This window comes from Bifidobacterium catenulatum DSM 16992 = JCM 1194 = LMG 11043 (assembly GCF_001025195.1).
Lineage (GTDB): Bacteria > Actinomycetota > Actinomycetes > Actinomycetales > Bifidobacteriaceae > Bifidobacterium > Bifidobacterium catenulatum.
Genome location: NZ_AP012325.1, coordinates 1,904,812 through 1,925,928 on the forward strand (window position 1 = coordinate 1,904,812; position 21,117 = coordinate 1,925,928).

18 protein-coding genes and 1 tRNA gene are annotated in these 21,117 nt (G+C 55.5%); 7 read left to right on the top strand and 12 right to left on the bottom strand.

Translation table 11 applies throughout. The features are described from left to right. Window positions 1–14 precede the first annotated feature (14 nt). Window positions 15–1,028, bottom strand: a complete 1,014-nt coding sequence (locus BBCT_RS07965) for a LacI family DNA-binding transcriptional regulator (RefSeq protein WP_003836651.1) — start codon at window positions 1,026–1,028, stop codon at window positions 15–17. Window positions 1,029–1,036: 8 nt separating this feature from the next. Next, window positions 1,037–2,377, bottom strand: coding sequence for an ABC transporter substrate-binding protein (locus BBCT_RS07970; protein WP_003836650.1), 1,341 nt, complete (start codon window positions 2,375–2,377; stop codon window positions 1,037–1,039). Between the two features lie 885 nt (window positions 2,378–3,262). Here BBCT_RS07970 and BBCT_RS07975 point away from each other — a divergent pair. The 3 genes from BBCT_RS07975 to BBCT_RS07985 all read left to right on the top strand — a co-directional run bounded on the left by BBCT_RS07975 (window position 3,263) and on the right by BBCT_RS07985 (window position 6,841). Beyond that, window positions 3,263–4,192, top strand: coding sequence for a carbohydrate ABC transporter permease (locus tag BBCT_RS07975; RefSeq protein ID WP_404841917.1), 930 nt, complete (start codon window positions 3,263–3,265; stop codon window positions 4,190–4,192). A gap of 58 nt (window positions 4,193–4,250) precedes the next feature. After that, on the top strand, window positions 4,251–5,255 hold the full coding sequence (locus BBCT_RS07980) for a carbohydrate ABC transporter permease (RefSeq protein ID WP_047750692.1): 1,005 nt from the start codon (window positions 4,251–4,253) through the stop codon (window positions 5,253–5,255). A 461-nt stretch (window positions 5,256–5,716) separates the two neighbouring features. After that, window positions 5,717–6,841 (top strand): ROK family protein, encoded by a 1,125-nt coding sequence (locus BBCT_RS07985; RefSeq protein ID WP_003835853.1) that lies wholly within the window; start codon window positions 5,717–5,719, stop codon window positions 6,839–6,841. A gap of 13 nt (window positions 6,842–6,854) precedes the next feature. On the opposite strand, the gene BBCT_RS09025 is transcribed toward BBCT_RS07985, so the two are convergent. From BBCT_RS09025 to metG, 3 genes are all read right to left on the bottom strand, one after another. Next, window positions 6,855–7,007: a hypothetical protein gene (locus tag BBCT_RS09025; protein WP_003835855.1), complete on the bottom strand. Its 153-nt coding sequence runs from the start codon at window positions 7,005–7,007 to the stop codon at window positions 6,855–6,857. Window positions 7,008–7,166: 159 nt separating this feature from the next. Continuing rightward, entirely contained in the window at window positions 7,167–9,272 is a 2,106-nt protein-coding gene (locus BBCT_RS07990) for a glycoside hydrolase family 2 protein (protein WP_003835858.1), read from the bottom strand. Between the two features lie 196 nt (window positions 9,273–9,468). After that, window positions 9,469–11,331 carry a methionine--tRNA ligase gene (gene metG, locus BBCT_RS07995; protein WP_003835859.1) on the bottom strand — a complete coding sequence of 621 codons (1,863 nt, stop codon included), beginning with the start codon at window positions 11,329–11,331 and terminating at the stop codon, window positions 9,469–9,471. Window positions 11,332–11,546: 215 nt separating this feature from the next. Between metG and BBCT_RS08000 the strand changes: the two genes are divergently transcribed. After that, window positions 11,547–12,173, top strand: coding sequence for a hypothetical protein (locus BBCT_RS08000; RefSeq protein ID WP_003835862.1), 627 nt, complete (start codon window positions 11,547–11,549; stop codon window positions 12,171–12,173). Further along, window positions 12,157–12,495 (top strand): variant leucine-rich repeat-containing protein, encoded by a 339-nt coding sequence (locus BBCT_RS08005; protein ID WP_003835864.1) that lies wholly within the window; start codon window positions 12,157–12,159, stop codon window positions 12,493–12,495. Before BBCT_RS08000 ends, BBCT_RS08005 begins: the two co-directional genes overlap by 17 nt. 89 nt (window positions 12,496–12,584) lie before the next feature. Here BBCT_RS08005 and rsmI read toward each other — a convergent pair whose 3' ends face one another. Beyond that, window positions 12,585–13,559 (bottom strand): 16S rRNA (cytidine(1402)-2'-O)-methyltransferase, encoded by a 975-nt coding sequence (rsmI, locus tag BBCT_RS08010; protein ID WP_128805910.1) that lies wholly within the window; start codon window positions 13,557–13,559, stop codon window positions 12,585–12,587. Window positions 13,560–13,938: 379 nt separating this feature from the next. Between rsmI and BBCT_RS08015 the strand changes: the two genes are divergently transcribed. Both BBCT_RS08015 and BBCT_RS08020 read left to right on the top strand, forming a co-directional pair. Then, on the top strand, window positions 13,939–14,625 hold the full coding sequence (locus BBCT_RS08015; protein ID WP_003835868.1) for a DedA family protein: 687 nt from the start codon (window positions 13,939–13,941) through the stop codon (window positions 14,623–14,625). A gap of 161 nt (window positions 14,626–14,786) precedes the next feature. After that, window positions 14,787–14,859 (top strand) — tRNA-Ala (locus BBCT_RS08020). A gap of 133 nt (window positions 14,860–14,992) precedes the next feature. Here BBCT_RS08020 and BBCT_RS08025 read toward each other — a convergent pair. The 6 genes from BBCT_RS08025 to dnaK form a co-directional block, all read right to left on the bottom strand. Next, on the bottom strand, window positions 14,993–15,685 hold the full coding sequence (locus tag BBCT_RS08025) for an HAD family hydrolase (protein WP_003835870.1): 693 nt from the start codon (window positions 15,683–15,685) through the stop codon (window positions 14,993–14,995). 341 nt (window positions 15,686–16,026) lie between these two features. After that, window positions 16,027–16,314 carry a hypothetical protein gene (locus BBCT_RS08030; protein ID WP_033512934.1) on the bottom strand — a complete coding sequence of 96 codons (288 nt, stop codon included), beginning with the start codon at window positions 16,312–16,314 and terminating at the stop codon, window positions 16,027–16,029. A gap of 258 nt (window positions 16,315–16,572) precedes the next feature. Beyond that, the gene (locus tag BBCT_RS08035; RefSeq protein WP_003835878.1) at window positions 16,573–17,238 is read right to left on the bottom strand and encodes a heat shock protein transcriptional repressor HspR; all 666 of its coding nucleotides are present in this window, start codon (window positions 17,236–17,238) and stop codon (window positions 16,573–16,575) included. A 5-nt stretch (window positions 17,239–17,243) separates the two neighbouring features. Continuing rightward, window positions 17,244–18,260: a DnaJ C-terminal domain-containing protein gene (locus tag BBCT_RS08040; RefSeq protein ID WP_003835880.1), complete on the bottom strand. Its 1,017-nt coding sequence runs from the start codon at window positions 18,258–18,260 to the stop codon at window positions 17,244–17,246. Window positions 18,261–18,300: 40 nt separating this feature from the next. Continuing rightward, window positions 18,301–18,981: a nucleotide exchange factor GrpE gene (gene grpE, locus BBCT_RS08045; RefSeq protein ID WP_003835881.1), complete on the bottom strand. Its 681-nt coding sequence runs from the start codon at window positions 18,979–18,981 to the stop codon at window positions 18,301–18,303. Between the two features lie 2 nt (window positions 18,982–18,983). Beyond that, entirely contained in the window at window positions 18,984–20,855 is a 1,872-nt protein-coding gene (gene dnaK / locus BBCT_RS08050) for a molecular chaperone DnaK (protein ID WP_003835884.1), read from the bottom strand. Window positions 20,856–21,117: the final 262 nt, after the last annotated feature.

Sequence of the window (21,117 nt, forward strand, 5' to 3'; positions counted from 1 at the left end):
AATCAAGTTCTTCATCAACGCGATGCTATGGATCCACGTTGCCTATATACGGGATGAATCAATGTTGCTTTTTCTTTTCCTTTTAGAGTTCCATCCATGAGTCGAACAAGCATGCTCATGCCCAGTTGACACAACTCTGCTGGCATTAAGGGAAATTCATCTATCCTCAGACGCTTGCCTATGGAATCTGTATATGTTCCCGCTGAAATCAGCGAAAGATCTTGAGGAATCTTCATTCCACGCTGCCGCGTCGCAGCAACAAGATTATTAAGGAACAATGGGCCGCCTTGAGTCACAATTGCTGTGTTCTCACTCGAGATGAACCTCTCAAGTAGGTTTTCGGCAGCATCGAAATCATCCTCGTCGGTAAACTCTTCATCTATATGAATCTTGTATCGCGCAGCAGCATCATGCATTGATGTCCTGAGTCGAATGAGGTAATTTGCACCTCCATTTCGTTCGTAATCAATCTCCTTCCCCCCTGCAAACAGAATTCTGCTGTGCCCATTACGACAAAGCGTTTGCATGATCATTTCACCCATTTCAATAAAATCGGTATCAATGCATGGCACATTTATTTCATTCATAGGATGTCCAATAGAAATGAGCGGAATACTTGAAAGCTGAGCTAATTCAATTCGGGGATCATTCATAGTCACATCCATAAGAGCGACACCATCCACCATCCCAGTATCGATGATAGAGCGAAGCTGCTCATCTCCTGTTTCCTCAGTCAACAGCAACGTTTCATAGCCAAGTTGCCTGGCCGCTTTGAGAAAATTTAGAAAATAAGCACAATAGTTGGTGTAGCTGGTGGAATCATGGACGGGCGAACTCAGCGCGACGAAATGAGTCTCACCACTCAACGGAGCTGGACCACCGTTTTTCGCCAAGTAACCAAGTTCCCGCGCAGCTTGCAATACTCTCCGACGGGTATTTGCCCCTATGGGACGTTTCCCTGTCATCACATAGGAAACCGTGCTTATGGAAACTCCTGCGAGAGCCGCCACGTCCTTGATTCCAGCCATTGTTATCCTTATTCGTTCACAGTAAAGCCTTGGCTCTTTCCTTGCTCAACGAGCTTGTCCTGCCAAGCCTTCACACCTTCCTTCATTGTGGTCTGTCCCGTGTAAGCCGCCCCGACAGTGTCGGTGAAAACGCTTCGCGCATAAACGTCATAGGGCAGAAATTCGAACTTAGATGTGACACGCTTCGCAGCCTCGGCGAATTCAGCATTGAACTTCTCACCGCCAAAATAATCCACCGTGTCTCCATCGGAGTTCACCATAGTAGTCTGGCTAAGGAATTTATCGTTAGACATGGTCTTCAAATCAGCAGGAAAACCACCTTGGTCCACACGGGACATGATGGCATCAGAATTAGTGCTGGCAAATTCCATAAACTTGTACGCAGCATCCGCATTCTTGGATGACGACATCAGGGCAAGGGAGGAGCCGCCGTACTCAGAACTTACCTTCTCGCCGGCGTTCCACGTTGGCATTTGAGCAATTCGCCACTTTCCAGCACCCTCCGAAGCATTGTTTAAAAACATGCCGGGAGCCCATGCAGCAGATATCACGCTCGCAAATTCTCCGGAACCAACTGAACGATACCAATCATCAGAACTATCTTTTGTCTTCGTTTCGATTAGTCCTTCATCAATCATCTTTTGCCAGAAGTCACAGAATTTCTGCACTCCTTTATCAGTAGTGAGTTTGACGGTAACCTTGGTGCCGTCTTTAGATGTGGAATATGGGTGTCCACCTGCTTGCCAGACCATTGCATTGAAGAATCCGGCGTTCCCTGGATCATTAGTAATATATGAACCAATCTGCTTAATCTTCTTTGCATCTTGATAGAACTCATCCCAAGTACTTGGCGGCTCAGAAATGCCAGCTTTGTCAAATACCTCTTTGTCATAGTAAAAAGCCATTGGTCCAGAGTCGACTGGCATACCATACATACCGCCATTGAAATTCACTGCATTCCAAGTACCTGGGGTGTAGAAATCCTTATATTTGGCAGTCCCATAGTCATTCAGATTTTTAAGAGAGCCCTTAATTACATACTCAGGAATCGCATAATATTCAATCATGGCTATATCCGGAATTCCACTGCCAGCTTCCAAAGCATTATTCAGAGCTTTGTATTCATCTTTACCACTACCGGCATTGGTAAATTTGATGACAATGTTAGGGTTTTTCTTCATGAAAACCTTAGCATTAGCTTTAAGATTGTTATCCCAAGCCCAAACATTAACAACCGTCTTACCGCTCCCATCGGAAGTTTCCGACTGAGTTGTTCCACACGCTGCCAATGGAACAACCATCGCCGCAGCACCGCAGAGAGCAATTATTTTTCCTAACGAGAACCTCATTGTTTCCCTTTCTTTCTATTGAGCAGCAGTGGCATGATCCTTGCTTTTGGCGCCCTTGCTTGTAGTCTGCATCTTAAAACCGAAGGATTATGACTGACAAATAATTTCGATGATTTCGACGATTTCAATAATCAAGGCACTCACCATAACAGACATGCGCGGCTGCATCACGCAACGGCCAACACAATTGATGATCCATTGTCTAAAGAACGAGAAAGTCACATTAGCGAATACTCCACTGAGACCAACGGTAGCAGCCGCACCGCCACCGACAATGGCCCCTCAAGCGGCGCATACAAAACCCATGGAGGGGCACAGGTTACGGAGATATGCAATGACTCCCGGCCCATTAAACCTATAACGTAAATCAACAGCGATGTCGCCAATAACAGCTCTGCTATATATTTCCATCAACAAATTGCCTGGAATATGTGCCAAATTGCAACCCCGGCGGTTCAGCTATCATGCGCTGAACCATCAACTTCGTAGGCCCTCACACGATACAGTCGCGCGTACCTGTTCTGGTGAGTGCCTTGATTATTGAAATCGTCGAAATCATCGAAATTATTTGTCAGTCATAATCCTTCGGTTTTAAGATGCAGACTACAAGCAAGGGCGCCAAAAGCAAGGATCATGCCACTGCCGTTCAATAGAAAGAAAGGAAAAAGAATACCATCGGGTGTCCTCGAAGGCATGAACCGTACCGCCCGATCATCGAAATCTGAATTTCTTCAGTCCAACGATCGGGGTGCGGTTCATCAAGGCTCCACCGTGGAGTGAAAGTACAGGCGCGAAAGGGATGCTTTCCCATCCACACCTGTTTCACACTCGGAAATCTTTGCGCGGCAATCAAAAACAATCAAAAATGTCTCGAAGGAGAGAATGATGTCAGCAACGGAAGTTGTTGCCAATATGCCACTGCATTCGGCAACCGTGCGTGTCAATAAACACAAGGCGGATTGGCGTGGTTGGAAGTTTATGTGGCCGTTCGCGTTGGTGTTCGTGTTCGTGTTCGTGATCCCGATCCTGTACGCGGTCTACATCAGCTTCTTCCAGAAGCAGATGATCGGCGGCACGAGGTTCGTGGGGATCAGCAATTACATTCGTCTGTTCCATGATCCGCAGTTCTGGGGTTCGGTATGGCGCGTGGCCCTGTTCACCATGGTGCAGGTTCCCATCATGCTGTTCCTGTCGGCGGCGATGGCTTTGGCCTTGGATTCCATGAAGCTGCACGGCGCGAAGTTCTTCCGCATCACCACGTTCCTGCCGTACGCGGTGCCGGCCGTGGTGTCGACCTTGGTGTGGGGCTTCATGTACGGCGCGAAATACGGTCTGGTCGGCTCCCTGAACGACTGGCTGGGCACGAACCTCGACGTGCTGAGCCCGAACGTGCTGCTCGCCGCGATCGGCAACATCGTGACCTGGGAGTTCACCGGCTACAACATGTTGATCTTCTACAGCTCGCTGTCCACGATCCCGCACTCGCTGTACGAGGCCGCCAGCATTGACGGCGCGAGCGAATGGCAGATCATCAAGTCCATCAAGCTGCCCGAATTGAAGGGATCGCTCGCGATCACGGTGATCTTCTCGATCATCGGCTCGTTCCAGCTGTTCAACGAGCCGAGCATCCTGCAGAACATGGTGCCGGGCAACTCGATCACCACGTATTACACGCCGAACATGTACGCGTACAACCTGTCCTTCGCGGGCAGCCAGTCGAACTACGCCGCTGCCTTGGCGATCACGATGGCCGTGATCACGATGGCGATCGCGTACGCGGTGCAGCTCAACAGCATGAAGGAGCAGATGAAGTAACGCCTTGGGGCGTACGTCATCCGCATGGGACATGGATTTTTCAAGGAGCATAACAATCATGAGCGATGCTGCGATGTCGACGGGGTATATGACTCCCCAAGGGCTTAAAGAGCAGGAACGGGCCGCGAAGAAGGCCGAGAGGGCGCGCTTGAAGCGCGTGGAAATGGATGAGAAGGCGGAACGCAAACGCGCGGCGAAGTCCGGTTTCGCGAACGTGTCGAACCCGAGGCGCAGCAAGCTGCTGACCTTGGTATGCGCGATCTTCGCGGTGTACTGCCTGTTCCCGTTCGTGTACCTGCTGGTCAACGCCACGAAGACGCAGGCCGACTTCACTTCGACGTTCGGGCTGGGTTTCGGCCACACGTTCGCCCTGTGGGACAACATCGTGACCGTGTTCACCTACCAGGACGGCATCTTCGGGCGCTGGCTGCTCAACACGCTCCTGTACGTGGTCGTGGGCGCCGGCGGCGCGACGCTGCTGGCCATCATGGGCGGCTACGCGCTGGCGAAGTTTCGTTTCCCGGGCCGCAAGGCCGTGTTCGCGGTCATCATCGGCGCGATCAGCGTGCCGGGCATCGCGTTGGCGGTCCCGCAGTTCCTGCTGTTCGCCAAGCTCAGCCTGACGAACACGCCGTGGGCCATGATCATTCCATCGTTGATCAGCCCGTTCGGTTTGTATCTGATGTGGATCTTCTCCGAGCAGGCGGTTCCGACGGAATTGCTCGAGGCCGCACGAGTCGATGGGGCTTCGGAGTTCCGCACGTTCTTCCAGGTGTCCCTGCCGCTGTTGGCTCCGGGCATCGTTACGACGGCCCTGTTCACGATCGTGGCGACGTGGAACAACTATTTCCTGCCGTTGATCATGCTGAAGGATTCGAACTGGTATCCGTTGACGATCGGTCTGAACCAGTGGAAGGACCAGGCGAGCACCGCTGGCGGCCAGGCGATCCAGAACCTGGTGATCACGGGCTCGTTGATCACGATCATCCCGCTGGTCATCGCGTTCCTGTGCCTGCAGAAGTACTGGCAGTCCGGCCTCTCCGCGGGCGCGGTCAAGGAATAATCAATTTCTACACCACAGCCGTGGAACGAAAAATATGGCCCATACAACAAGTATGGGCCATACGCATATACATGATCTGGCGGACCTTCCTCACAAATCACGATAGTTGTTCCCCATTGTGAGACACACTTCGGCTGCAAAGCTGAAGTAATTCAGATCCATATGGCCGAAGGTGCGGTCTCGATATGCGTAAAAACAGGAAGCTTTATGGCGGCACAGTTTAAAGTGCTGGCACGGGCACTCAGACAGAAACGGCGGTGAGACTGTATATGTTCGACGACATCCCAAGAAGGTGAACTAATCTTTCACTGAGAACTGTCGAAATCCAGAGCGCGCAAGATTTCGAAAACTACCACGCACTCCTGTTTAGTAATCTTTATTAACAATAAAAATTACATGACACGCTTGCATCGCGGCAAACTACAATATGTACCAGCCCCACACAGGAAAGCGAGGACACCGTGAGCGGCACTCAGACAAAGGCATCACCTTCCGATATTCGAATCAGCAATATCACCGCCGCATTCAAGCAACTATTCCCCGCAACGCAAATATCACGAGCCAACATCGGCAAACTCATCGGACTTTCACGCTTCACCACCAGCGAAGTGACCGGCGAAATGGTCGATAATCGCATTCTGCGCGAACTCGGACCAGACAATCGCGAGGGGCGTGGCAAACGTTCGCAAGTACTCGCCATCGACACTGATTTCTGGCGAATCGTTTCCATCGACCTGTCGAATCCGAAACTCGCCAAAGGAGCGCTGGCGGATCTTTCCGGCAGAATCGTGGACCGCACCGAACTTCCTGCAGACAACGGTTGCAGCGTCGATGATGTAATCAGCCTGTGCAAACAGCTCATCGCCTCAACGCCACTGCCGATTCTCGGCATCGGCATCGCCGTGACTGGCATTGTGGAACCCGACGGCGTAGTGCGCAAATCCGTGCACTTAGAGTGGAACGAACTGCCGCTGAAAGCCGAGGTGGAAAACGCCACCGGAGTGCCCACACTGGTAGGCAACGACACCAACGCCGCGCTTGTGGCGGAACGATTCTTCGGCGACTGCTCCCCCAATTCCATGCTCATCTCCATCGGCCGAGGCGTCGGTGCCGCACTATGCCTCAACGACGTCATCATCGAAGGAAGCTCCTCCACGGCCGGCGAAATCGCGCATGTGGTGGTCGACCCAAATGGACCGACCTGCGAATGCGGCAAACGAGGCTGCCTTGAATCGTTGGTTTCCGACGACAGATTGCAAGAACGCATCGCGCAGGATCCCGCCTCACGTACGCGTATTCTCGCCGAAGCGGGCGCTCTGCTCGGTCGCGTCATGGCCATACCGGCCGGACTGCTGGATCTGCGTGACATTTCGATATACGGGGCGCCGGAAATCGTCAATGCTCAATTCATCGACGCAATGGAAGATGAAATCAGGCGCACCATGACCACGGATTATCAGAAAGCGCCGCAAATTCACCGTTGCAGGCAAGGCGAGGATCTCACATTGCGAGGCCAGGCCACCATCGTAATCCGCACACTAGTTCCGACAATCCACGAACGCGGCTCCCTCATCGGCGATGCCTAGCCCCGGCCACCGCTCACTGCTGCGGGTAGGAATCCTCAAAGAAGCGACGCTCGAGATGCACGATGGTGCGGAACACGTCGGCTTCTGAGCCATCCACCGACGCATACTCGTTGACGAGCGCGATCAGGCGGCCCGTCCAAGCGCGGAAATGATCACCTTCATGCAAATCAACCCAGCCTTACCACGCCCCGCTCTGGATCGCTTTGCATAGCGCAGTCATAACGACCGCCGTTCCCAACGTACCGAACGCGCCGCCGAAACGCAAGAAGCAGAACACTTCCATGACCGCCATGGCCTCCATGACCGCACGCTCAATCTTGGCGAATCATTGCACGAATTTGTTGAGACGGCGATCGTAGGTCAGGAGGCCGTTGAGCTCTTCTTCGACGTCGGAAACCTGCGTGTACACATAGCCCGCCAATCCGCGTGATTCCAGCGATTCCGCCGAAGCAAGCACGGAACGGACGGCAGCGCGCCAATCCTCAATCGAATCGTATTCGCCATAACCGTAGGCTCGCGAGACCGCGGCATGATCAGCAACCAACTGCGCCAATCCCCCGAATTCCGAAATCATGAACGCACGAACGCCATGCTGCATCACCGGCAACACCGCATAATGCGCGGCACGACAACGCCTCTTGTGCTTCTTCTCATATTCGGCCACATACCCGCGCAACGGCCCCTTATCAGGGTAGATTTCCAGCGGACGGAAGTAGTTGTGCACACTATGGAAGTCGCCGCAACGCTGGTCGTACCAACCGCTTGTAGCGTCAATCGGGCGCGTCGGGTCAAGCGCGTGAATGCGTTCCGCCGCATCACATGCGTTAAACTGTCCCCAACCCTCGTTGAAAAGCACCCACGCAACAATCGACGGGTGGCCGGCAAGCATGTGCACCATGGCATCGCAGGTGCGTGACCAATCACGGCGGTACGTCGAATCGTCTGCACCAAGCGCCGCGAAATGCTTCGCCGTGTCGTCGCGGTACTTGTTCCACGTGGCGCGCACGAGTGTCGGCTTGCGATTCGTGGTCCACGCGTTATATTCGCCGCCGCCCGACACCGCGTCCTGCCATACAAGCATGCCGAGGCGGTCGCAATGGTAGTACCAGCGTGCAGTCTCAATTTTGATATGCTTGCGCAGCATATTGAAACCGGATTCCTTCATGGCGATTATGTCGTGAATCAGTGCTTTGTCGCTCGGCGCAGTCATCAAGCCGTCCGGCCAATACCCCTGGTCGAGCACACCCTTGAGGAACAACGGTTTGCCATTGAGATGGAATCGCGCAACACCCTTCAAATCAGGCTTGATTTCAACCGTGCGGAATGCGCAATACGAGCGCACAATATCCTGCTTTTCTTGCGATTTCGCAGCGCCAAATTCCAGCGTCGCCGTCACGTCATACAAATACGGATCTTCAGGCGACCATAAGTGCTCGGCCCGCGTTGCGATTTCCGTACGCACCTTGCGCATGCCGGCCGCAAACCGCTCGTCCGCAACAATCGCGCCATCCGCAGGATCCGTTACAACGATACGCAGTTTGGCGTTCGGCTTGTCTCCGCCGATTTCCGCGCGAATGAACAGTCTGCCGTCCGCAGCGCCCTTCAGCGTGAGCGTCTGCATGTACGCCTCCGGCACGATCTCCATCCACACGCTCTGCCAAATGCCGCTTTGTGCGGTGTACCAAATACCCTCGCGCTCGATCTTCTGCTTGCCGCGCATCTGCGTGCCCGAATCGTTCGGATCATACACGCACAACGCAATCTCGAAATCATCATCGGGATCGACGAATGCCGAAATATCAACATCGAACGGCAGATAGCCCCCGACATGCACCCCTGCAAACTGCCCGTTGATAAAGCAGGCACACACGTAATCAACCGCTTCGAAATGCAGAATCAAACGATTTGCATCCCCGATCTGCCGAACCGCTTCCTCTCCCCCAAGCGTGACAGGGTGCACAATCGTGCGATACCAGATCATATTGTCGGGATAAATCGTTTGATGCACGCCGGAAAGCGCGGATTCCGGTGAAAAGGGCACGAGGATTTTTCCATCGAAGGTTTCAGGAATGGCCGCTTCCTTTACTGCCTGCACCGCTTCGTCACGGGTGAGTACAGTCGTGGATTTGCGCCATTTCGAGCCGTTGTCGCTTTCAGGAATGGATACGATCGCGTAATCCCAGAATCCGTTGAGCATAGTGTGATTGCTGCGCATCATGGTTGGGCGCGGATGTTCGTCCAGGATTGGCGTGCGGCCGTTTTCCAGTTTGCGTTCGCCATCTTTCGTAGGACAGAACGCTTTGTGTGCCGCGTTGGAAGACAGCCATTCGCTGGCGATCTGCTCACCCCACGGCGTCCACAACTGCTGCAGCGGCTCCTGAGAACGCATTTTCGTAGGCGCGGCTTTCAGCACTCGCTTGACGTCCAACATAAGAGTCCTCCCTGCAGCATCGCATTTCCCTCAACTTCCTCATTGTAACGAGAGGAATGGCAAAGAGAAATAACGATTCACGGATTCAAAATCGATGCAATCTGGATTGCACCGTCAGATATAAAAAGCCGGTGCAAGAACTTCGTAAGTTCCCGCACCGGCAATCAAGCAAATCATCTGAAATATATCAGCTGAATCAGCCTTCCAGCTTGGCCTTTTCAGCGGCAAGACGAGCCGCTTCAGCCTCACGACGAGCCTTCAGTTCGGAATCGAAGCGGGCAAGCTCCTCTTCAACGGCCTCCGGTGGGATCTTCGCGAAAATCGGATGCGGCTTCGGCACCGGAGCGCCAGCCACGATCGGCTCGGAAGCCCACGGATGCACGGTTTCGCCCAGCTTGTAGTCGCCGGTGATGATCGGGTACATGAAGCCCGGCTTGTCGAGATCCTCAACCTCTTCCAAACGCGGCAGCGGTGAGAACGTGCCCGTGCCACCAAGAGCCTCCCACACCTTCTGTGCGGAATGTGGCAGGAACGGGGCCAGCAGGTGGTTCGCATCAGACACGGCCTGAGCGGCAACGTGCAGCACGGTGCCGAGGCGAGCCGGATTGTCCTTGATCTTCCACGGTTCAGTGGCGGAAATGTACTTGTTGATGTCGCCGACCACGCGCATGGCTTCGCTCAACGCGTTCTTCTGACGATGGTTCTCGATCAGCGAACCGACCGTGTTGAACGCGGCCTTGGTTTCGCTCAGCAGAGCGCGATCCTCATCGGTCATTTCATTCTCGTCGAGCGCCGGAATCTCACCGAAGTTCTTGTTCATCAGGTTGGCCACACGGTTGACGAGGTTGCCCCAGGAAGCGGCAAGCTCCTCGTTGTTGTGGCGCACGAACTCAGCCCATGTGAAGTCGGAATCGGAGCTTTCCGGACCGGCCACGGAAATGTAGTAGCGCACGGCGTCCACAGGGTAACGGGCGAGAATATCCTTCACATAAATGACAATGCCGCGGGAAGACGAGAACTTCTTGCCTTCCATGGTCATGAACTCAGAAGCCACAACCTGCTCCGGCATGTTCAACGGGCCAAGCTTACCTGTTTCGCCGCCCTTGGATCCCTGACCGTTATAGCCGAGCATTTCGGACGGCCAGATCTGGGAGTGGAACGTGATGTTGTCTTTGCCCATGAAGTAGTAGCCCGGAGTTTCCGGATCGTTCCACCATGCGCGCCACGCTTCCGGATCGCCCTTGCGGCGAGCCCATTCGATGGATGCCGACAGGTAGCCGATCACAGCGTCGAACCACACGTACAGCTTCTTGTTCGGATTGTCGATCCAGCCGGCAACCGGAACGGGAATGCCCCAGTCGATGTCACGCGTGATGGCACGCGGCTTGACTTCCTTGAACAAACCGATAGAGAAGTTAATGACGTTGGTACGCCAACCTTCGCGAGTCTTCAGCCATGCGAGATTGGCTTCGGCGAGCGCCGGCAGGTCGAGGAAGAAGTGTTCGGTTTCCTCAAAACGCGGGGTTTCGCCGTTGATCTTGGAAACGGGGTTGAGAAGCTCGTCTGGGTCGAGTTCGTTGCCGCAGGCGTCGCACTGGTCGCCGCGGGCGCCGTCTGCACCGCAGATCGGGCAGGTGCCTTCGATGTAACGATCAGGCAGGGTGCGGCCAGTGGACGGCGAGATGGCGACCTTCTGGGTGCCCTTGTAGATGTAGCCGTTGGCAAGACACTGCTTGAACAGTTCCTGCACCACCTGCTCGTGGTTGCCGGTGGTAGTGCGCGTGAACAGGTCATAGCTCAAGCCAAGATCGCACAGATCCTTGGCGATCACACGGTTGTAACGGTTGGCGAGCTCCTGTGCGCTGACACCTTCCTTGTCGGCTTCCACCAGAATCGGGGTGCCGTGCTCGTCGGTGCCAGACACCATCAGCACGTCATTGCCCTTCATGCGCTCGTAGCGCGCGTACACGTCGGAGGGCACGCCGAAGCCGGCGACGTGACCGATATGACGGGGGCCGTTAGCATACGGCCAAGCAACATTCACCAAAATATGACTCATGGTGCCTGATTATACAAACCGCCATATCCCGCATTTTCAATGTATTTCGGTAGTCGGATTTTTGTTGGAGGACTGACGTGCGATCGTTGATTTCGATTGTTTGAATATCTGCCGATTTATTCACATTGTTGCATTGCGCGACAATCATTTTCCACATATCCACAGATTTTCGGGGAAAGTGGCAAGGAAGGAATCGAATCCGCTACTGTACCGCCATGGACACTTCACCACCCCTTCTGGGCAACGACGACCTTCCGGGACCGATGTGCCTGAACCTGTTGGCCTCATCCGGCGCGCTATGCAAGCTCGACAGCGCGAACGCCTACTCAAGCCATGATTCGGCCACGTTATACGGGCGGGCATGCATCATCGCGACACTATTGCCAAGCCGTTCCGTGGCATGTGCGCGCACCGCCGCATGGGTCTGGCTGGGAGGCACGTTCCCCGACTCCATAGACATCATCGCGAAAGCCCACTATAGAACACTGCGATACGGTCGAAAAATCAACGTTTTCAACCGCGTCGCACCATCCGAGCACACCATTAAGGTCGGCCCAATCACCGTGACCACACCCGTTCGCACCGCATGTGATCTGGCGCTGAACTGCGTCCCCGAAACGGAATCGAAGGTTTCTGAAATCATCTGCATGCTTATGCAGGAATTTCATTTTCGTTCCAACGATTGCATGCAAATCATGGAAGATGCGAAGCATATTCGCAACGCTCCGCAGGCACGGAATTACATTCTTGCGATTGACGGCAGAGGTTACGAACACGGGAACCGTAAGGATTGCGAAGACCGTAAGAACCGTAAGGATGCCGAATATGTGCGCGGCGCATAGCAGGCATAAGGCGCACGGCAGGCGCAAAGCACCGCCATACCAGCCCAAGCCACGACCGAAACCGCTGATCGAGCCGCCATCTCCCCCGATTCTGTTGACGCCGCTGGTGGCATGCAGTCCCGGCACTGCGCAGGACGTGCTCTGGCATATCGCGGAATACGCGCCTCGACTGCGCAAATGGCTGATTGCTAATCCTTCCGCAACACCTGCGATGCTGGAATATCTTGCGCAAGTCGGCGGACCGGATGTGGCACGTTCCCTGCAAATACTGCTGGAATCGTTGGAATCGCGCGCATTAGATGCGATTGCGCATGATGGCTAAAGTAGCACAATCGCAAGTATGCAGCGGGCAATCGCGCGGTAAGCGATCGTATGGCAAGCGATCGCCAAACGGCAGACAATGCGAAAAGCTTACTCTTTCATGGCAAGAACCGTATTGTAGACCTGCTTGCGATTGGCGAGCGAGCCGTCCGCAAGGGGGTGCTCGGCAATGACTTGCGAAATCGCGTCTTTGATGCGCAGATCGTCTTCCCGCGCACGGTCGATCGACAGTACCGCCAAGTCTTCTATGCTCAGCGACGCGGGGACCGCGGCATCAGCCTCTTCTTCGGAAGCGCCGGCGACGACCAACACCATTTCACCGCGCGGAGGCTCGTCGATCACGCTTTGGCGAATCTGCGCGATGGTTCCGCGGCGAATCTGCTCGAAATCCTTGGTAAGTTCGCGGCAAAGCGCCATCTTGCGATTCGGACCGAACACGTCAAGCAGGTCGGCCATGGCATCGTCGATGCGATGCAAAGTCTCGTAAAACACAATAGTGCGGCGCTCCGAACGCAACGTGCGCAAGTATTGCACGCGTTCGGAATGCTTGCGCGGCAGGAATCCTTCATAACAGAAACGGTCGGTCGGCAGGCCTGACAGGCACAGCGCGTCCAGTACGGCGGACGGGCCGGGGGCGCAGGTGACGGGCAGGCCGCGTTCGATGGCGCGACGCACGATCGCCAAGCCCGGATCGTTGATGGTCGGCATACCCGCGTCGGACACGACCAGCACGGTTGCACCGGTTTCCACCTGGTCAAGCAGGCCATCGGACTTGTCTCGCTCGTTATGATCGTGGTAAGCCACCACGCGGCCGTTCACATGCACACCGAGACGGTTGGCGAGCGCATAGAGACGGCGGGTGTCTTCGGCTGCGACGATGTCAGCGCGCTCCAGCAGCGCAATGAGGCGTGCGGAAGCGTCGGCAGTATTGCCGATCGGCGTGGCCGCCAGCACGACCGTGCCTTGCGGAACGTTGGTTCCGCTCACGAGAGCGTCAAGTCCCGCATCGCCGTTTGCGTTTTCATCTTCACGTTCGCGCTTGTCTTCGCATTCGCGCTCATTCATGCGTTCCATGCCTTCAGCCTATCCAACGCAAAGGAAAATGAACGGCCTCCCACTTTCTGTTGCCCCAAAAATGGGAGGCAGTCATTTGAAAATCTGCTCTTTTTCAATCGCGCGGCCATCAGGGCAAAATCTCCCAGTCGCGCAACACAGCCACCCAAAACCAGCCGTCAAAAGAAACAAACGCCGACCGCAGTTGACACTTTGCGCCTGTTTGTGCAGATTTGCCACCCGTCGGACGTTACTAGGCGCTGCATTAGAGGGGCGCTGGTAGGCTGACATTGGTTCCGCAGGAGTGCGGAAGTTCAGGCCAACCGCCAAAGGCAGCCTGAACCATGTAATTTTAAACGTTTAGATGTAAGGTACTCACAGAGAGCATTCCATGGGAATTATCAACTTCTTCATTAACCTGCTCAAGGATCCACGCACCGCAATCGCCGGCTGGATTTCCATGGGCGTCGCCCCGACACTTGGTTTCATCTTCCTGATCGTGTTCGTCGAAACTGGCGTCGTGTTCTTCCCGTTCCTACCGGGCGACTCCCTACTGTTCGCCGCCGGCTTCTTCGCCGCGCCCGACGCCCAGACCGGCGTTTCCGCGCTGCCGCTGTTCGCGCTGCTGCCCGTGGTGTGGTGCGCTCCGATCATCGGCGACCAGTGCAACTACTGGATCGGCCACTTCTTCGGCCGTCGCATCATCGAATCCGGCAAAGTCAAGGCCATGACCCCCGAACGCCTCGCCAAAACCGAAAGCATGATCGAAAAATGGGGCCCGCTCGCCGTGTTTCTCGGCCGTTTCTTCCCGTTCATCCGCACGTTCATGCCATTCATTTCCGGCATTTCCGGCATGCGTTGGAGCCGTTTCACCCCGTTCTCCGTACTCGGCGGCCTGTGCTGGTCCACCCTGTTCACGCTGCTCGGCTACTTCTTCGGCGGCATCCCGGCCGTACAAAAGCATTTCGAGCTGGTCATCATTGCGATTCTCGTGCTGTCGCTGATTCCTACGATCGTCGGCCTGCTCAAGGCTAAGTTCGGTAAGAAGAAAGCTTCTACCGAAACCGTAGAAGCCTGATCTTTCGTTTCTCTCCTTTTCTTGGTGAAAATGGCGTCTTTCGATCATTCGGAAGACGCCATTTTCGTATGCTTTTCATAGAAATCATGGCAACACGCGACCATCGGAAATTGCATTAGTACAGACCTCGTACTAGAATCACGAGAGTTGTCTTAAGACATGGGGCCGTAGCTCAGTTGGTAGAGCGCTTCGTTCGCATCGAAGAGGTCGCGGTTTCGACTACCGTCGGCTCCACTAAGCCCGCTGCATTCATTCCACCGCAGCGGGCTTTTTCTTTACCTATACATGCCGGTCACCAACCACCAATCCTCGCCAAACACCCCCGAACTCATATATCTGCCATATATAAGCGAGATAGGGCGCAAATTTAGGCTTGAGACGTGCGCTGACGTACAAATGCGTCAAGCGAGGCCGCGTCGATGCCCTCATACCCCTTAATCGAGGCGAACTGCGGGCCGTTGGAATTGTCGATCCGCATGAATCCGGTCTGACCAATCGTCGTCGCACCGGAAGCGACAGCCGAACGCAAACCAGACATGGAATCTTCGACCGCAATGCAGTACTTCATATCTTCCGGAGCGATGCCCAAGCGGCGACCAGCCTCCAAATACGGGGCCGGAGACGGCTTCTTCTCAACATCGTCATCGCCGCACACGTAGCCCGCGAACGCACCGGCCGGCGCCTGCGCAACCAGATTCTCCGCAAGATGACGCGGCGACGTGGTGACCAGCATCGAAGGGACACCCGCATCTCGCAACGCAACAAGCACGTCTTCCACGCCTTCAATCCATGGAATGCACTCGAATTCCTTCTGGGCTACATAATCGATCATGCCTTGGCCAATCTCCTCGATCGACAGCTGGCAACCATGCTCCACCATACGGCGAGCCACATCCGGAACCGGCGTACCCGAACCCTGCCAGGCAAGCTCCTCATCCCAATACCCGCCATGCGCGGCTGCGATTTTCATCTCCCCCTCATGCCAGTACGGTTCGGAATCGATCAGAGTACCGTCCATATCCCAAAACACAGCCTTGACCATCAGGTTAGATTCGGTCATGATGTTCCTTCCTTACGACCGTCGGACTCGGAGCACCGGATTTGCGTGCGGCGCCGTCCATCGCGATTTCCTCTGCCATTTCAGCAGAGCGGCAAGACGGCAAATTTGCAAACAGATGCAACGTTTGCAAATGTTGCAACAAAACAACAAGCGAAACAACAAACAAGGCAGCAGCACAACGGCAAACAAAAAGCGCCCGGACGTTCTTTCATCCGAGCGCTTTCCACATCAACGCAATAACTCACGTCTGCGAAATCATCCGTTTCACACACTACAGGCAACCCCCATTGCCGCAACCCATGACATTCGAAAAATTTCGCTTCTATCGGAAGATTCGAAATCTACTCTCCCTGATTCTCCTTGTTTTCCCCAGCGGATTCCGCGGACTTTTCCGCATCTTCTGCCTTCCAGCGGGCGATGCAACGTTCCACACGCTTGTAGCCGATGATCTTCGGATCAAGCCCTGCCTCGCGGAAGATCGCGGCAGGCGAGCCACCTTCGGCATACCTGCGCATGCAGTCGTCACGAAACTCCTTGGAGTAGCAAATACGATATTGGGTGACCGATTCCACGGCATCCAGAGACCCGAGATACTTACGGGTCTTAGCGGTGAACGCAACTCTTGGCACTGTACGCTCCTAACCTTTCCTGTTCTCGCCGCATATCTTACTCCTCCCATGATTTCTCATAGAAAAGGGGACCCATCTTTCACCGAAGCACCTTAATGAACGGAAGAATGACAGTTAAAACGCGGATACTCAACATTATTTCCTGCAACGACGACATCGTCGCAGAAAGCAACGCATTTGGCAAAACTATATAACAAAACAGGCACATCTGTTGCAAGATGTGCCTGTTTTTAAATATTTTCAGTATTTTTCTGAAAATCAGTCAATTCCCCAAAGCACGATTGACCTGGAAACGGGATCCAAAGCGGGTTTACCCCTCTGAACACCCTTGTTTTCGCGTGCGACACCTCCATTGGGCGTGTCGTACGCGTCGGCCGTGACACGCGCGGATTCCAAGGACTCACGCGACGGCAGCTGCCGGGCATTGACCTGAATCTGCCTACGCCACATGCGCGCACGGCGGGAACGTTCAATCTCCACAATGTCGCCGTCTGTATCGGCTGCGAACACGCTGGAACCGGCCGGCTTGCGCAGACGCTCGACCTGGCGGCGCAGCTCGCGGTTCTCCTCCTCCAAGGAAAGAATCCGCGCGATGCCGGCCAGATTGATGCCCTCTTCCTGACTCAGCTGCTGCGATTTCGCAAGGCGGGCGATATCTCGCAGCGAGTAGCGGCGGGCACCGCCATCCGTGCGCTGCGGCACCACAAGCCCAAGCCGATCGTATTGGCGAAGGGTTTGGGGGTGTACGTTGGCGAGTTCGCCGGCACGGCCGACCGTGAACATCGGCAGTTCGATGTCGAAACCGACTTCGTCTGCTCCATCAAGATCGGCCCTGCCTGCCACAATCGCCATCGCACACATGTCGTACAGCATTTTGGCCTGCCGCGCCGCGCGGGCTTGGGAGGTCCGAGATGCGCGAGCCATGACGATCAGCGCTCCTTGGCAAGTTTGTCGGCAAAGTCGCCGCACTCCTTGTCGAATTCCTTCGCCGCATGCTTGACTTTCAGGCTTGGCTTGTCAGGGATGCGAATCTGCACACGCCCGACCAAATCGCCGTCGCCCTGCCTGTTGGCCACGCCTTTGCCGGAAATACGCACTTCCGTGCCGCTGGATGAGCCCGCCGGCACTTTAAAGGTAATTTCGTTGCCATCGACGTCTTTCGCGGTCACTTTCGCGCCCGCTACGGCCTGGCCGACGGTGATTGGCAAATCCATGATGATGTCACGCTTGCGCAGGCTGAATTTAGGATCTTCGGCAACGCTGATCTGCAAGTACAAGTCACCGTTTTTGCCGCCGTTACGACCCGGCTTGCCCTTGCCTGGAATGCGAATCTTCTGCCCGTCATGCACGCCTGCTGGAACATGCGTTTTGAACTTCTTGCCATCGGCAGACAGCGAAACCGTTGCCCCTTTGACCGACTGGCGGAAGGTCAGGTTGATCTTGGAGTTACGGTCCTCGCCGTCTTCCGGTTGCGCAGCCTGCTCGTAGCCGCCCCCGTAAGGGCTTCCGGCGCCAGCGCCGCCACCGAACATCGAGAAAATATCGTTGATATTCGGGTTGCCGCCGCTCTGGAAGCGAATGCGCGAACCATTGCCGCCCGCGCCATACGCTCCAGCCCCAGCGCCACCGCCGAACATCGATCCGAAGATGTCGGAGAACGCCCCCGCATCGAATCCGCCCGCACCGGAACCGCCGGCGAAGCGCGCGCCGCCCATGCCGAACTGGCGGATAGCGTCGTACTTCTGACGGTTGTCTTTATTGCTGAGCACGTCGTACGCTTCGGAAATGTCTTTGAACTTCTCCTCGGCCTCCTTGGTCTTGTTCAGATCAGGATGGTATTTACGTGCCAGCTTGCGGTACGCCTTGGTGATCTCATCGTCCGTGGCGTCTTTGGAGACACCGAGGACCTTGTAGAAATCCTTGCTCAGCCATTCATTCTCAGCCATGATGTGCCTCCTTTCACGAGGTTGCTGATTGTCACTGCGTTCAGTTCTGTGGGGATGCTACGACCACGCGAGCCGCGCGAATCACGCGGTCTCCAATGCGATAGCCGGCTTCCACCACGGTGTCAACGGTTTCCTTCTCGGCCTGCGGATCCGGCTTGTGCAGGATCGCATCATGCTTGGTCGGGTCGAAATCCTCACCTTTTTCGCCGAACTTCTCGACACCGAACTTCTCGAACGCCTTGTCAATTTTGGTGGAAACGGCCTTGAAGGACTCGTCCATTTCGCTGTGTTCGCGAATGCGATCGATGTCATCAAGTGCCGGCAGCAGCGCGGTCAACACATCGATAATGCCGTGCTGGCGGAAGCGTTCCTGTTCCTTCTGCGAACGATTGCGGAAGTTGATGAATTCTGCACGTTCACGCTGGAGCGCTTCAAGATATTCCGCCGCTTCCTTCTTGGCCTGACCAAGCGGAGTCAGCGTATCTTCACCATCTTGCGTTGCACTATCCGCAGCATCGCCGTTTTCTTGAGATTCGGAAGATGCTGCATTCGCGGCCGTTGATGCAGTTTCAGAAGCTACGGAATCAGCAGATGCAGTTGCTGCAGAATCGCCATTACTCTGCGACTCCTGCGATGCACCGGCTGCAGGGCCGGCCTGCCCGGACAGGTTGTCCATGTCGGGCAGGTCGTTCAGATAGTCGTCCTTGTTGAAGTCGGACATGATTACTTGTTGTCCTTGTCGTCATCGTCCACGACTTCGGCGTCAACCACGTCGTCGTCAGCGGGAGCGGAACCGGCAGCACCTGCGGCACCAGCGGCGCCCGCAGCGTCGGTGGCACCCTGCTGTGCGTAGAGGGCCTGGCCGATCTTCTGTGCGGAGGTCATCAGCTCGCTCTGGGCGGACTTGATCTTCTCAATGTCCTCACCCTTCAGGGCTTCCTTGAGCTCGTTGACCTTGTCGGTGACTTCCTTGGCCACATCGTCGGAGAGCTTGTCTTTATTGTCATTGACGAGCTTCTCGGTCTGATAGGCGAAGGATTCAGCCTGATTGCGGGTTTCGGCGTCTTCCTTGCGCTTCTTGTCTTCGGCTTCGTGGGCTTCGGCTTCCTTGACCATGCGGTCGATCTCGTCCTTGCCCAGACCGGAACCGCCGGTGATGGTCATGGACTGTTCTTTGCCAGTGCCCTTGTCCTTGGCAGACACGTGCACGATACCGTTGGCGTCGATATCGAAGGTGACTTCAATCTGCGGAACGCCACGCGGAGCCGGAGCGATGCCGGTCAGTTCGAAGGTGCCCAGCGGCTTGTTGTCGCGAGCGAACTCACGCTCACCCTGGTAAACCTGAATAAGCACGGACGGCTGGTTGTCTTCAGCGGTGGAGAAGACTTCGGAACGCTTGGTCGGAATGGCGGTGTTACGGTCGATGAGCTTGGTCATGATGCCACCCTTGGTTTCGATGCCGAGGGACAGCGGGGTCACGTCGATGAGCAGCACGTCCTTGCGGTCGCCCTTGATGACGCCGGACTGCACGGCTGCGCCGACTGCCACGACTTCATCCGGGTTCACGGACTGGTTGGCTTCCTTACCGCCGGTGAGCTCCTTAACGAGCTCCTTGACGGCCGGCATACGGGTGGAACCGCCGACGAGCACCACGTGGTCGATGTCGGAAACACCGATGCCAGCGTCGTGCAGCACGTTGTTGAACGGGGTGCGGCAACGGCCCAGCAGGTCGGAGGTCATGCTCTCGAAGTGGGCGCGGGTCAGGGTTTCGTCCAGGTGCACCGGAGTGCCGTCAGGGGTCATGGCCAGGTACTGCATGGAGATGGAGGTGCTCGAAGAGGAGCTCAGCTCCTTCTTGGCCTGTTCTGCAGCTTCCTTCAGGCGCTGCAGGGCAATCTTGTCCTTGCTCAGGTCGATGCCGTACTTATTCTTGACTTCGCCGACGAGCCAGTCGATGATCTTCTGATCCCAATCGTCGCCACCCAGGTGGTTGTCGCCGTTGGTGGCCTGCACCTGAATGGTGGAGAAGCCGTCGTCATCCTTGCCGATCTCCAGCAGGGACACATCGAAAGTACCGCCGCCGAGGTCGAAGACCAGAATGGTTTCGTCTTCCTTGCCCTTTTCGAGGCCATAAGCCAGTGCGGCCGCGGTCGGCTCGTTGATGATACGCAGAACGTTCAGGCCTGCGATGGTGCCGGCGTCCTTGGTGGCCTGACGCTGAGCGTCGTTGAAGTATGCCGGGCAGGTGATCACGGCGTCGGTGACCGGCTCGCCGAGGTAGGCTTCGGCATCGCGCTTCAGCTTCATCAGCACCTGTGCGGAAATCTCCTGCGGAGTCCACTTCTTGCCGTCGATTTCAACGGTCCAGTCGGTGCCCATGTGGCGCTTGACGGAGCTGATGGTGCGGTCGACGTTAGTCACGGCCTGACGCTTGGCAACTTCGCCGACAAGGATTTCACCGGACTTGCTGAACGCCACGACGGACGGCGTGGTGCGAGCGCCTTCAGCGTTTACGATAACGGTGGGCTGGCCACCTTCAAGAGTTGCGATGCAGGAATTGGTAGTACCCAGATCGATGCCAACTGCGCGTCCCATAACTTGTCTCCTTTGTAGATAGGTTCGCTATGCGTTTTCTGTTCTGTTCGTTCTTTCGCCCGAGTTTCGGTTTGCCGTCTCTCGGACTTTCCAAAACTTGAGCCTACACCACTCAACTTTTGAACGCAACTTTTTATTCCCGAATCCACAAAAATTCTTGAGCCATCTTCGCTCAACTTTGTCGATCCCCTCAATCTACCGACGCCCACACCCGCCTCACCGTCGGCAGACTAAGAAACAACCCAAACTACCGACCCTGACG